Genomic DNA, 13094 nt, shown 5'->3' on the forward strand with positions numbered 1-13094 from the left:
CCGTCGCCCCGCCCATTCTCGATCACGTGGAGAGCACCGCTATGCGCTTTGACACACTACGCCTCGACCACATCGGCATCCGCGTCAGCGATCTCGCCACTGCGGAGCGCTTTTACGCCAAACTGGGCTTCCAGCGCGACCCCGACGAATTCGCCCCGGCAGCCAAAGCCAGCGGCCTGGTTCACCCGACCGGCCTGAGAATTCATCTGATCTACAACGGCGAACCCGCCAGCGAGGGCAACGTGCTGCTCGACGCACCGATAAAGCGACCTGGCTACACCCATGCCGCCTTTATCATTCCCAGCATGGACGCACTGGTGGCATGGCTTGCGCGGGAAAACATTCCGATAAGCGAAGGGCCGGTATCAATGGGCCACGGCCGCCGTATCGTCTGCTTTATCCATGACCCGGATCTGAATGTGTTGGAGTTCAACGAGATTCTGAACGGCGAAGCCGAGCCGCAGGTGTTATGACACACACGCGGCATGAGAAACAGCAAAGGAACCCTGCGGCGCCTTCTTGCGACAGCCGGGCCGATGGGGGCCAAGCAGTGAGCTGAAGCGGGAAACAAGGTTGGAATGCGCGATTTCGACCGTCTGACACCGCGACCGGCAGTTTTGGCCAGAGTTCGGGTCGGCTCTCCTATCGTCGAGAGCCTATCGTCGAGAGCCCTCAAATTTGATTAGATTCATACGCAAAGTTAAACCATGAGGCTATTTATCCGTATAAAATCCAACTGTGTGAGTGGCGGATGATTAGATATTGCTGTAAATATAGCTCATGAGTTCAAAAACGAGACACCAGATAATCAAGCGCCTTCAGGCGGAGCTGCCCCGTGGAGCCCCGTTCGATCTCGCCGTGCTCGAGTCCTTCGGCGTGTCGCCTCAACTGGCTGCCCGCTACGCCAACAGCGGCTGGCTGGTGCGCCTGGCTCATGGGGTCTATGCCTTCCCTAACGATGACTTCGACGTATACGGGGGGCTACGGTTTCTGCAAGAGAGGGTTGCCGGCCTGCACCTCGGCGGCAAGAGTGCTCTGGCTCTGCAAGGCGTGCGGCACAATCTGGCTGGTCAGGAGACTCTCATCCTTTGGGGTGATGTCCGTTTTGTGCTGCCGACCTGGTTCACCGCGCGCTTTCCAGCGCGGTACGTCAACGCCAGACTGTTCGACTGGCTCGACGACGCGCTCCCTGAGCAAACCTTGACCGCACCACCGGGGCAGCCGCCCGGGCTGCGAGTGGCGGTGCCGGAACGTGCCGTGCTGGAGCTGCTTTACGAAGCCGGAACCCGGCAAAGCCTCGAAGAAGCCCGCAACTTGTTCGATGGCCTGCGCTCACCGCGCAAGCAGGTACTCGGGCAGCTGTTGTCTTGCTGCACCAGCGTTAAAGCCGTGCGTCTGTTCCTGACCTGGGCGCGCGAAACAGGCATTGTCGACATCGATGCCTTGCTTGAGCAATACCCGATACGCACTGGCAGTAACCAACGCTGGATGAGCCGGCTCGATGATGGAACCCTGCTGAGTCTGAAGCCTCATGGATAAATACTACGCCGACACCGTTCGCCTGTTACTGAGCATCGCACCCGACGTGTTCGACAACGATATTTTTGCCATGAAAGGCGGCACTGCCATCAATCTTTTTGTGCAGGAGATGCCTCGCCTGTCCGTGGATATAGACCTGGTTTATATCCCTTGGCAGAGCTCGCGTGAGCAGGCGTTGCAAGCCATCAGCAAGGAGCTGAGCGCCATCGCACAGCGGCTCGAACGCTTCGGCGTGCAGACGCGCCTGCTTCGCAGCCGGGACAGCCTGGATGCCAAATTGATCGCGGAAAACGAAACCAGCCAGGTAAAGCTTGAGGTCAATGCGGTATTTCGGGGCACCGTGCTACCCGTAGAGCGTCGGCGGCTGAGCTCAAGAACAAGCAATCTGTTTGGAATTGAGCTCGAAGTGCCAACGCTGGCACCTGACGAACTTTATGCCGGCAAATTAATCGCCGCTCTGGACCGACAGCATCCGCGAGACCTGTTTGATGCCTGGCAACTATTCGAAACCGGCGGCCTGACCGATGCAATGATCGAATGCTTCGTGGTTTATCTGGCGGGACACAACCGACCAATTCATGAAGTGCTGTTTGGTAACGACAAGGATATCTCAGGAGAATATGAACGTGCCTTCGTCGGCATGACTGAGGTGGCTTGTACGCTGGAAACCTTGCTCGCCACCCGTGCCCGATTGCGCCGTGAACTGCCGCAACGACTGAGTGCCGCCCATCAACGGTTTCTCAGCGGTTTGGCCCGTGCACAACCCGACTGGTCACTTTTGCAATGTGCACATGCAGAGCAGTTACCGGCCCTACGCTGGAAGCTTGCGAACCTGAACACTTTCCAGCAGCGGCGCCCACAAGACTTTATTGCGCAAGCTGACGCGCTTGACGCAGGCTTTGCCGCCTCACCCACCGAGGGCTAACACAGTACACCTGCCCCTGAGAAAAGCGGTTGCACCGATATCCGTTTCTTATTTGTTTTTCTGAAAAGACAAAAAGTGTTGAGGCGTCTGCCCCTGGAGCAGGCTACTCCTGTTCGAGAACCGGACGTCTCCTTGGATGTTGGTGCTGTCCACGGATACGACGGATAGAGAGCTTGGAGCGGGAAACGAGGTTCGAACTCGCGAGGCTGCGCGCCCCGCCTCAACCTCGGCAAGGTTGCGCTCTACCAACTGAGCTATTCAGGATTTTCCAGGAGTTGCCGATGGACCTTGGGCACGTCCACCGGCAGGAGATTGGAGCGGGAAACGAGGTTCGAACTCGCGACCTCAACCTTGGCAAGGTTGCGCTCTACCAACTGAGCTATTCCCGCTTTTTTAATGGCGTCCCCTAGGGGATTACTGCGCGGCTGCGCCGCTTGCCCTTCGGGCCGGTCACTCTTCGTGTGACCGTTCCGGCGACACGTCGCCGGTCAAACCCCTGAATGGATGGTTCTCATCCCCACGGGGATTTCAATCAGGGTGCGTGCAAGCACGCTTTTTTAATGGCGTCCCCTAGGGGATTCGAACCCCTGTTACCGCCGTGAAAGGGCGGTGTCCTAGGCCTCTAGACGAAGGGGACGCTGTGTTTGCCCGGGCTGTCCCGAGCGGCGCAAATTCTATCAGGCGGGTGCGTTTCGTCAAGGGGAAAATGATTTCGGCCTCTGCTTCGGCGTGGCCACTGTGGTGGCAGCGAGGCTTCGGTGCACTGGTTCATGGCTGTTGACCACCCACGCAACCTGATCGAACCTGCCATTGACCTCGGCTCGCTGGGTTGCTCAGATTAGCCCACTCTTCATCTATCAGGGGAAGCACCCATGAGCATCAAACTCCACGGCGCCGCGCTGTCACCCTTCGTGCGCAAGGCGCGGGTTGCACTGGCCGAAAAAGGACTGGCTTACGAGGCTGTACACGTCGATCCGTTCAACTGCCCGCCGGAATACTCGCGACTGAACCCCTTGCGGCGGATACCGGCACTGGAAGATGGCGACACCGTGCTGGCCGATTCCGGCGTCATCTGCGCTTATCTGGACAAAGCCTACCCGGAGCAGCCGCTTTATCCCGCAGGCGCCGCCGAGTATGCGCGCGTGCTGTGGCTGGAAAAATTTGCCGATTACGAGCTTGCCCCGCACACCACTTTTACCGTATTCCGCAACCGGGTGCTGATGCCGCTGCTGGGCAAGCCCAGCGACGAAGAACGCATTGCAAAAGCCCTGTCGGAGAAACTGCCGCCGCTGCTGGATTATCTCGAAGAGCAGATCAAAGGGCGTGACTGGTTTGTCGGTGAGCAACTGACGGTGGCGGATATCGCCGTCGCGACACAGTTTGCCAACCTGCAACATGGCGGCGAACGGATTGATGCCAGCCGCTGGCCTGCATTGGCCGCGCACGTTGCAAAGCTGCTGGCACGCCCGAGCTTTGCTTCCTTGCTGGAGCGCGAGCGCGGCTTTGTGGAAAAGGTACGGGGCGCTGCCAACTGACCCAGCCGAGCCTTTGTTGAGGCACATGCCTCGACAAAGGCGCTCAACGAGGCCTGCGAATGCCGCTGAGATCGCGGAAGCAGTGCTCGCGCGCGGTGGCAAGAAAATCCTGAATGTACGCGGCCTCTTCCTCTTCCACCCGCACGGCCGCATACAGGGTGCGCCAGACCCCCTCCTCTCCCAGCCTGCACGTGGCGATCAGTTTTTGTGACAGGTATTCCGTCAGCGCCCAGTTGGGCAAGGCAGCCACGCCCCGGCCGCTGGCCACCAGTTGTATCATCATCGGCGTCAGCTCTGCAGTGCGCTGCGCAGCCGGTTCCACCAGGGCGGGATCGAGAAATGCGGTGAACACATCCAGCCGCTCGCGTTCTACCGGATAGGTGATCAGCGTCTCCTCCGCCAGTTGTTGCGGGCGCACGAAGCGCGCCGCCGCCAGCGTTGAATCGCGCGCGACCGCCAGCACCAGCTCATAACGAAACAGCGGCACATAGCGCACGGCTTCCATAGCAATCGGGTCAGAGGTAATCACCAGATCCAGATCGCCGCGCAGCAGTGCCGGCAGGGGCGCAAAAGAAAAGCCGGCGGACAGATCCATCTCCACCTCCGGCCACTGGCCGCGAAACACATCCAGTGTCGGCATCAGCCACTGAAAGCAGGAATGGCATTCGATCGCCAGGTGCAGGCGCCCGGTCTGCCCGGCCGCCAGCCGCTTCAGCTCGCGCTCGGTGCTGCGCATTTGCGGCAGCACCTCATCGGCCAACGCCAGAATACGTAGCCCGGCGGTGGTAAAGCGTACCGGCCGGGTGCGCCGGTTCAGCAATTGCAGGCCCAGCCGGCTTTCCAGTTCCCGCAACTGATGCGACAGCGCCGATTGGGTGACATGCAGCCGATCCGCCGCTTCCACCAGGCTGCCGCCTTCGCGGATGGCCGTCAGGGTTTCAAGATGTCGCAACTCCAACATGAACAACACTCATAGTGCCTATGCAGAACTTGATTTTGGCTCATGTGACCCAGGCACCACAATAGCCAGCCTTGTACCCGCGGCCCGTGCCGCCTCGATTACCCGGCTGGATAACATCATGACAACGCTGCATACCCTTGGTTTTCCGCGCATTGGCGCGCACCGCGAACTGAAACTGGCTCAGGAAGCGTACTGGGCTGGCACGCTGCAACGCTCCGAGCTTGAGCACGTCGGCCGCGAGTTGCGCGCTCGCCACTGGGCCGCTCAGGCCGACGCCGGCATCACGCTGCTGCCGGTGGGCGATTTCGCCTGGTATGACCAGATACTGGAATGGAGCTGCCTGCTCGGTGCCGTGCCGCCGCGCTTTGATCAGGACCACACAGCCCCAGTGGATATTGATACCCTGTTTCGCATGGCCCGTGGCCGCGCCCCCAGCGGCAAGCCGGCCGCCGCCTGCGAAATGACCAAATGGTTTGATACCAACTACCACTACATCGTGCCGGAGCTGCACCCGGCGCAGGATTACCGCATCGCCAGCGAGAGCCTGTTCCAGCAAGTGGCGGAAGCGCAGGCGCTGGGCCATGCGGCCAAGCCGGTGATCCCCGGCCCGCTGACCTGGCTCTGGCTGGGCAAGGGCGATGCCTACGATGGCCCCGGTGATGCCACCAAGCTGGCGTTGCTGGAGCGGCTGGTGCCGGTGTATCGCCAGGTGCTGGCGCGGCTGGCTGAGCAGGGCGTGCAATGGGTGCAGATCGACGAGCCGATTCTGGTGCTGGATCTGCCTGATGCCTGGCAGCGGACGTTCTTGCGTGTTTACGATCAACTTGCCGCCAGCCCGGTCAAACTGCTGCTGGCCACCTATTTTGGCGGGCTGGGCGACAATCTGTTCACTGCATTGGAGCTGCCGGTCACCGGGCTGCATCTGGATCTGCATCGGGCACCCGAGCAACTGCCGGCTGTGCTGGCGCGGCTCAAGCCGGAGCAAGTGCTGTCGGCCGGCGTGATCGATGGCCGCAATATCTGGCGCACCGATCTCGACCAGGCGGAGGCATTACTGGCCCAGGCACAGGCGCAACTGGGCACACGGCTGTGGCTGGCGCCGTCCTGCTCCCTGCTCCATGTGCCGGTGGATCTCGCCCAGGAACACGGGCTGGATAACGAGCTGAAAAGCTGGCTCAGTTTTGCGCACCAGAAACTGGGCGAGCTGCGGCTGCTGTCACAGGCGCTGCGCGAGCCGGAGGCAGTGGTCAGCGAGCTGGCGGCCCAGCGTGCCGTGATCGCGGCCCGCACCGCCTCCACGCGCATTCACAACCCAGCTGTGCAGGCACAGATGGCTGCATTGGCAGCGGTGTCGCGGGCCAGGCAAGCGCCCTTTGCCGAGCGCATTCGCGCCCAGCAGGCGGCGCTGCAACTGCCGGCCTTCCCCACCACCACGATCGGCTCCTTCCCGCAAACGCGAGGCATCCGCGGCCTGCGCCGGGATCTGAAAAGAGGCAGCATCACTCAGGCGGAGTACGATGCCGCCATCCGTGCCGAAATCGAACAGTGCATCCGCTATCAGGAAGAGATCGGTATTGATGTGCTGGTGCACGGCGAAGCCGAGCGCAACGACATGGTGGAATATTTTGGTGAGCTGCTGGAAGGCTTCGCTTTTACCGCCAATGGCTGGGTGCAAAGCTACGGCTCGCGCTGTGTGAAGCCGCCGATCATTTTTGGCGACGTGAGCCGCCCGGAGCCGATGACCGTGGCCTGGAGTGCCTACGCACAATCACTCACCGACAAGCCGGTAAAAGGAATGCTTACCGGCCCGGTAACGATCTTGCAGTGGTCATTTGTGCGCGACGATCAGCCGCGCCAGCGCACCTGCGAACAACTGGCGCTGGCGCTGCGCCAGGAGGTGCTGGATCTGGAAAATGCCGGCATTCAGGTGATCCAGATTGACGAGCCGGCGCTGCGCGAAGGGCTGCCCCTGCGTCGTGTTGACTGGCCTGCCTATCTCGATTGGGCGGTGGATTGTTTTCGCCTGAGCACGGGTGCCGTGAAGAACACCACACAGACGCATACACATATGTGCTATGCCGAGTTCAACGACATTATCGAAGCCATCGCCAGCATGGATGCCGACGTCATCACCATCGAAACCTCGCGCTCGAACATGGAGCTGCTGCGCGCGTTCGAGGATTTCCATTACCCGAATGATCTGGGGCCGGGCGTGTACGATATTCATTCACCGAATATCCCCGACGTGGCATGGATGGTCACGCTGATGGAAAAAGCCGCCGCCAATCTGCCGCCACAGCGGCTGTGGGTGAACCCGGATTGCGGCCTCAAGACACGTGGCTGGGAAGAAACACGGCCGGCGCTTGAAAATATGGTGCAAGCAGCGCAGCAATTACGGCAGCGCTATAGCAAGGACGCCGTGCACAAATAACACAGCGCATTTGCTGATGCCGGGCTGCGCGGGCGCCGCCGCTCGGCATCAGGCGTAACATCAAGGGCAGGTGATCATTCACAAGGAGGAAGACATGCACCCCCTGGAATCCTGCTCCTGCCCTGATGCCCGCGCCCGTTCCGGCGCGGATGTACTTTTCTTGAAAGTGCCTGCCTCAAAAGCGCCTTCCGTCGAGACACCATTCTCGGATATGTCTTGCGCGGATGTACTTCCTGCGGACAAGCCTTTCACTGTCGCACCGCGTGCTAGCGCGCCTGTCGCCAGGGCACCCCGACCAGTCCGCCTCACCCAACTTGTGCTGGTGCCGCTGCTGATAGCGCTGGCCGGCTGCTCCGATCCGGAAACCGACAGCGAAACCATTGCCGAACGAGCGGAACCAGGCGGTGTGGTGAGCCGTGAACTGGTGCAGCGTTACCAGGAGAGCGCTGACCAATTGCTGCGCCTGCTTGATGATGACGATAACGCCGACCATGTGGAGCCTATGGCCCAGGCGCTGGTGGATCAATCGCTGCCGCTGCTCGATAGCGTGATGTTGCGTTACACGGAGTGCACCGATTATTTGCAACAGGCGATCACTCTCGCGCAACACTTGCCCCAGCTGGATCAGGCGAGCCTGGATCGCGACTATCGTGAAGGACGCGGCCTGCCGGATGCACCACCGCGCTGCCGCGATGCTGCCGAAATCCTCACCGAGCCCGCTGCGGCGGTGATCGCCGCCAGCACCCAACCGCCGCAATGGCGCAGCGATGTACGCACTTATATCCGCACCGCGCAGGCACGGCTGGATCAGCTACAAGGCGTGTTCAGCGAGGGCTGGTAAAGAGGAAGCGCCGATCAGGCGTCGGTGAACACCTGTTCCAGGGAATCGGCCTGCAACATGCGTTGCGCCCAGATTTCCAGCTGGCAGGATTCAGCTTGTGCCAGCCGTATTGATACGGTGGCGGGCAAGGAGCCGAAACGCAACGCGAGCAGGCGCTCAAGCAGGTTGCGCTCGCTTTCGCGTGCGGCCTGCGGCGGCAGTCGCCGGGTGAATGGTGCCGTTTCGGAGATGGTTCTCATCAGTCTCGCTTTCCCCTTGTTTTCCCCTTGAGGTGAACCCTGCCTGAGCTGCTGCCACCTTGCAAGCCCTGCACCCGCCCGGCGGGCCGTATGGCCGACGTGCGCACAGCGGGTGGTATCAAGCAAAAGTGCCTTCTCGCGCCCACTCGCAACGCACTCGCAGCGGCTCATCACTCGGTTCGTGGCACACCTCGGCGGCATCCCACGCAAAGGTGTGGTGCCCGGAAAGCTCGGTTTCCAGATGCACCACGGCACTCACCCAATACATGCGCTTGAGCAACGTCTCGAATTTCTGCAACCAGTGTTCCCATTCGTATTCCACCGCCTGATAGGACATGCCGAAATGAATGACCTGTGTCTGGAAGGTGCCTCCCATCAGGTCATCCCCCGGCACGGCAAACATTTCACGGCACAGAAACGGCCACTGATCTGCTTGCGGCAATTGCCGGATGGCGAGGCGGTTATGCATGCAGCTGGCCTTGCGTTGCACCAGATCGCCGAACGGCAAATGCTTGATGCAGCCGTAGACAATGGATTCGGAATCCACTATTTCCCCTCTTTCACTCACCCTGTCGCTGCGCTAGCGGCGGCCACAACCGCGCAGCTGCGTATCGTAGGTCTGCGCCATACTTGATACGCGAGCAGCGGCATTGATGATGGTGCGATTGTTGCGCCAGGTGCCACGCGCATAGCCGCCGTGGCCGGAATAGTACGCCAGGTAAAGGTTGTGGGCATCGGTTTTGGCAACACCGTTACGGCGGTGGGTCTGGTCGTGGTACCAGCCGACAAAATGCACCGCATCCTTGAATTTGCTGCGCCGTGCCAGACCACGGCCGGTATCCTCCCGATACCAGTCCCAGGTGGAGTTCAGCGCCTGTGCATAACCAAACGCATTGGAGGGCCGCCGCCAGGGAATGAAGCCGAGCAGTTTCTTGCGCGGCGGCCGCGCCCGCGGATGAAAGCGCGATTCCTGATAAATAGTAGCCAACAGGATCGGCATCGGCACGCCGAACTCACGCTCGGCACGTTTGGCCTGGCGCTGCCAGTTATTGATGAAGCCGCCGCGCTGATCGAAGATCGCACAGGCGTTGCTCACGTTTTCCGGTGCGCGCATGGCGCAGCCGCTGCCGAGCAGCGCCACCGACATCAGACACAGGCCCAACCACCGGGAATATCTCATGGCTCCGGAGTTAACCCGTGTTCGGCCAGCATGGCAAGCAGCCCCGCTTCATCCAGCACCGGAATGCCAAGCTGTTCCGCTTTCGCCAGCTTGCTGCCGGCCGCCTCGCCCGCCACCACGGCCGTGGTTTTCTTCGACACACTGCCGGCCACCTTGGCACCGAGCTGCTCCAGCAGCGCTTTGGCCTGATCACGGCTGAGCGACGCCAGTGTGCCGGTGAGCACCCAGGTTTCGCCGTCCAGCGCCTGTACCGAATCGTCTTTTTTCGGTGCTTTCTCCCGCAGCGCCTCTATCTGCGCCTGGCACCGCCCCAGCCGCGAAGCCCAATGCTCATCCGCGACCAGCCCAGTGACCGCTTCGGCCACGCTCTCCGGCAGGCCCGCTTCGGCCAGCATCGGTGCTGTGGCGTTTCGCAGTGCATTCAGATCGGCAAACTGCGTGCCGATCCGTTCCAGCGATTTCTGGCCGATGCCGTGCAACGGCGCACCCAACGCCTTGGCCGCATTGAGCACGTGCGCCACCGTCAGCCGTGAGACAAAATCTGCCGCCGGTGCTCCTGGCCCTGATGCCTCAAGGCCCAGTTGCAGCAGCTCGTCGATGACTTCCTGGTTATGCGGTTCACGAAAAAAAGCCGCCACCGATTGCGCGACCTTCACGCCCACATCCGGAACCGCCAGCAGGAGTATTTCGTCCGCCTCGCGAATGGCAGCCAGTTCACCAAAGGAGCTGGCCAATGCCTTGGCGGTTTCTTCGCCGATTTGCAGGATGCCGAGCGCAAACAGAAACCGCGATAACGGCATCTGCTTGCTTTTTTCCAGCGCGCCAAGCACGTTGGCGGCGGATTTCTCGCCCATGCGCTCGAGCGCTGCCAGCGGCTCAGCCTCCAGCCGGTAGAGATCCGCCAGCGTGCCGACCATGCCGGTTTCCACCAGCGCATCCACCAGCTTTTCGCCAATCCCTTCGATATCCATCGCCCGTCGCGAGGCAAAATGGCGCACCGCTTCCTTGCGCTGGGCACTGCAGATCAGCCCGCCTGTGCATCGTGCGATGGCCTCGCCTTCGGCAGTAAAAATATCGCTGCCGCAAACCGGGCAATGTGTCGGCAACACAATCGGCCGGGCGTCCGCCGGGCGCCGCTCGGTAATCACACTGACCACTTTCGGGATCACATCGCCGGCACGATAGATCACCACGCTGTCGCCGATGCGCAGATCAAGGCGGGCGATCTCGTCCATGTTATGCAGCGTGGCATTGCTCACCGTCACACCGCCCACCTGCACCGGCTCAAGCCTTGCCACGGGCGTGATCGCGCCAGTGCGCCCTACCTGAAACTCCACGTCTCGCAGGATGGTGATTTCTTCCTGCGCCGGAAACTTGTGCGCTACTGCCCAGCGCGGCGCACGGGAAACAAAGCCGAGATCGTTCTGCCAATCAAGCCGATCCACTTTGTAGACCAGGCCATCAATGTCGTAGCCCAGGCTATCGCGGCGCTTGAGAATATCCTGATAGTAGGCCAGCAAGCCGGCCACACCGAGGCAGTTCTTTACCTCATGGTTGACGCGCAAGCCCCAGTCACGCACCAGCGCCAGCAATTCGCTGTGCCGCGCTGGCCAGGGCTGGCCTTCTATGCGCGCTACCGAGTAGGCGAAAAACTCCAGCGGCCGCTGGGCGGTCAGCCGTGAATCCAGCTGGCGCAAGCTGCCGGCAGCGGCATTGCGCGGGTTGGCAAAGGCGTTCAGCCCGGCAGCGAGTTGCCGCTCGTTCAGCGCCGCAAAACCCGCATGGGTCATCATCACTTCGCCGCGAATTTCCACCAGCGCGGGCGCTTCACCGCGCAAGCGCAATGGCACCGAGCGCAGTGTGCGCATATTCTCGGTGATATCTTCGCCTGTCTGCCCGTCGCCGCGTGTGGCACCGCGCGCCAACTGGCCGTGTTCATAGACCAGGCTAACCGCCAGGCCATCGAGCTTCGGCTCGGCCACATATTCCACCTCGCCATCGATATCCAGGCGCTCGCGAATACGGCGATCAAAATCAGCCAGATCGGATTCATCAAAGGCATTGCCCAGCGACAGCATCGGCACTTCGTGGCGCACTTCGGCAAAGCCGTCGGAGGGCCGCTCGCCGACGCGCTGTGTAGGCGAATCAGGTGTAATCAGCTCGGGGTACTGTTCTTCAAGCACCTGCAACTGGCGAAACAGGCGGTCGTACTCGGCGTCCGGCACCGCCGGATCAGCCAGTACATAATAACGATAACTCCAGTCGTTGAGCTGTTCGCGCAGTTGCGCGGCGGCAGCGATCAGGGTGTTATCGGCGGGCTTGCTCATCGGGCGGGTTTCCGGAATCCAGTCAATACGGCATTCGACACGACATTCGTTGCAGCAGCGAAACCTGCGCGCCGGGCACAGCTCACAGCTCGGCTTTCAGACGCAGGCGACGCTCGAACTCCTGCACCCGCTGGCGCATATGCTCCATGGTTTGCGGGGTCAGCACGCTGCGCTGTTCGTCTTTCAACTCGCCACCCAGTTGCTCGGCCAGTGCGCGCACGGTATCGAGCATTCGCTCCAACGCTGCCAGCGGCCGACCCGGGCCGGGCAGCTTGAGGAAAAACGTAATGCCGGCAAACTGTTCGCGATCCATCTGATCAATATCGAAAGTACCCGGCTCCACCGCGTTGGCCATGCTGAATTGCAACACCTCGCGGCCGCCTTCATTGCGGTGGCAGTGAAAAATATTCATCTCACCAAAACGCATACCGTTTTCCAGCAGTGCCTGAAGCAGCTCGCGACCATCAAAGCGCTGCCCTCGCGGCGCAATCAGATGCACCACGATCACTTCCAGCAGCGGGGGCGGCTCACGAGTCGGCTCGGCACGGGCCGGCTCGGCACGGCGTGCCGCCCGTGGCGCAGGTGTGCGCGCCACAGGCGCTGGCCTGGGGGTTGCGGGTGCCGGCGTGGGGGAAGCAGGTGCGGGTGCGGCGTCCGCTGGCAGCTCGCGCTCGGCGCGCATGCGCGGCAGCTCGGCCTCGTTTTCGGCCAGATCAGCGTCGGGGCCACGGGGTGTCAGGGGTTGATCCGGCAACGATTCCTCATCGAACAGCGCCTGTTGGGTGGCGCGCACGGTATCCCGCGCTTCCGCCCTGACGCGCTGCCCGCTGGCGGCCTCGCCATCGGCTTCTTCGGCTGCCCGCTGGGCCAGGATGCGCTGCACCACGCGAGCGCCCCCGGACGGCAGCTCCGGATTGAAATCAGCCGAGCTGGCGGTATCGCTTTCCTCGGTGTGGCTGCGGCGTGGCTTGAGCTTCATGCGCAAACGGGTGTTGCGCTCGCGCAACATGCGCCGCAGCCCATCCGCCATGATGAGCAGTATCAGAATGACGAGAATGCCAACCAGGGTTTCCAGATTCAGGCCCATCAGCTTGCCTCTTCCTTGTTTGTACTACC

At 61.5% G+C, this 13094-nt stretch carries 12 protein-coding genes and 2 tRNA genes; 6 read left to right on the top strand and 8 right to left on the bottom strand.

Features of this window, described 5'->3' with window-relative positions; translation table 11 throughout:
• Positions 1-41: 41 nt before the first annotated feature.
• From MU846_RS11930 to MU846_RS11940, 3 genes are all read left to right on the top strand, one after another.
• Positions 42-473 carry a VOC family protein gene (locus MU846_RS11930; RefSeq protein WP_246953012.1) on the top strand — a complete coding sequence of 144 codons (432 nt, stop codon included), beginning with the start codon at positions 42-44 and terminating at the stop codon, positions 471-473.
• A gap of 307 nt (positions 474-780) precedes the next feature.
• A complete protein-coding gene (locus tag MU846_RS11935) occupies positions 781-1539 on the top strand; it encodes a type IV toxin-antitoxin system AbiEi family antitoxin domain-containing protein (RefSeq protein ID WP_246953014.1) in 759 nt (252 codons plus the stop codon).
• Complete coding sequence (locus tag MU846_RS11940; protein WP_246953016.1) at positions 1532-2464, top strand: nucleotidyl transferase AbiEii/AbiGii toxin family protein; 933 nt, start codon at positions 1532-1534, stop codon at positions 2462-2464. The genes MU846_RS11935 and MU846_RS11940 overlap by 8 nt, the downstream gene beginning before the upstream one ends.
• A 313-nt stretch (positions 2465-2777) precedes the next feature.
• Here MU846_RS11940 and MU846_RS11945 read toward each other — a convergent pair.
• A tRNA-Gly gene (locus MU846_RS11945) sits at positions 2778-2853 on the bottom strand.
• 172 nt (positions 2854-3025) lie between these two features.
• Positions 3026-3101, bottom strand: a tRNA-Glu gene (locus tag MU846_RS11950).
• Between the two features lie 235 nt (positions 3102-3336).
• Here MU846_RS11950 and MU846_RS11955 point away from each other — a divergent pair.
• Positions 3337-3999 (top strand): glutathione S-transferase family protein, encoded by a 663-nt coding sequence (locus MU846_RS11955; protein ID WP_246953018.1) that lies wholly within the window; start codon positions 3337-3339, stop codon positions 3997-3999.
• Between the two features lie 43 nt (positions 4000-4042).
• Here MU846_RS11955 and MU846_RS11960 read toward each other — a convergent pair whose 3' ends face one another.
• Positions 4043-4960, bottom strand: a complete 918-nt coding sequence (locus MU846_RS11960) for a LysR family transcriptional regulator (RefSeq protein WP_246953021.1) — start codon at positions 4958-4960, stop codon at positions 4043-4045.
• A gap of 118 nt (positions 4961-5078) precedes the next feature.
• Here MU846_RS11960 and metE point away from each other — a divergent pair, with 118 nt between their 5' ends.
• Together metE and MU846_RS11970 are read left to right on the top strand one after the other, a co-directional pair.
• Positions 5079-7391, top strand: coding sequence for a 5-methyltetrahydropteroyltriglutamate--homocysteine S-methyltransferase (gene metE / locus MU846_RS11965; protein ID WP_246953023.1), 2313 nt, complete (start codon positions 5079-5081; stop codon positions 7389-7391).
• Between the two features lie 94 nt (positions 7392-7485).
• Positions 7486-8232: a hypothetical protein gene (locus MU846_RS11970; RefSeq protein ID WP_246953025.1), complete on the top strand. Its 747-nt coding sequence runs from the start codon at positions 7486-7488 to the stop codon at positions 8230-8232.
• 14 nt (positions 8233-8246) lie between these two features.
• Here MU846_RS11970 and MU846_RS11975 read toward each other — a convergent pair whose 3' ends face one another.
• From MU846_RS11975 to zipA, 5 genes are all read right to left on the bottom strand, one after another.
• The gene (locus MU846_RS11975; RefSeq protein ID WP_246953027.1) at positions 8247-8471 is read right to left on the bottom strand and encodes a hypothetical protein; all 225 of its coding nucleotides are present in this window, start codon (positions 8469-8471) and stop codon (positions 8247-8249) included.
• A gap of 118 nt (positions 8472-8589) precedes the next feature.
• Positions 8590-9018, bottom strand: coding sequence for a hypothetical protein (locus MU846_RS11980; RefSeq protein ID WP_246953029.1), 429 nt, complete (start codon positions 9016-9018; stop codon positions 8590-8592).
• 33 nt (positions 9019-9051) lie between these two features.
• A complete protein-coding gene (locus MU846_RS11985) occupies positions 9052-9651 on the bottom strand; it encodes a transglycosylase SLT domain-containing protein (RefSeq protein WP_246953031.1) in 600 nt (199 codons plus the stop codon).
• Positions 9648-11978 carry an NAD-dependent DNA ligase LigA gene (gene ligA / locus MU846_RS11990; protein ID WP_246953033.1) on the bottom strand — a complete coding sequence of 777 codons (2331 nt, stop codon included), beginning with the start codon at positions 11976-11978 and terminating at the stop codon, positions 9648-9650. The genes MU846_RS11985 and ligA overlap by 4 nt, the downstream gene beginning before the upstream one ends.
• An 82-nt stretch (positions 11979-12060) precedes the next feature.
• Positions 12061-13065, bottom strand: a complete 1005-nt coding sequence (zipA, locus tag MU846_RS11995; protein WP_246953035.1) for a cell division protein ZipA — start codon at positions 13063-13065, stop codon at positions 12061-12063.
• Positions 13066-13094: the final 29 nt, after the last annotated feature.

Source organism: Alcanivorax quisquiliarum, from assembly GCF_023051175.1.
Lineage (GTDB): Bacteria > Pseudomonadota > Gammaproteobacteria > Pseudomonadales > Alcanivoracaceae > Isoalcanivorax > Isoalcanivorax quisquiliarum.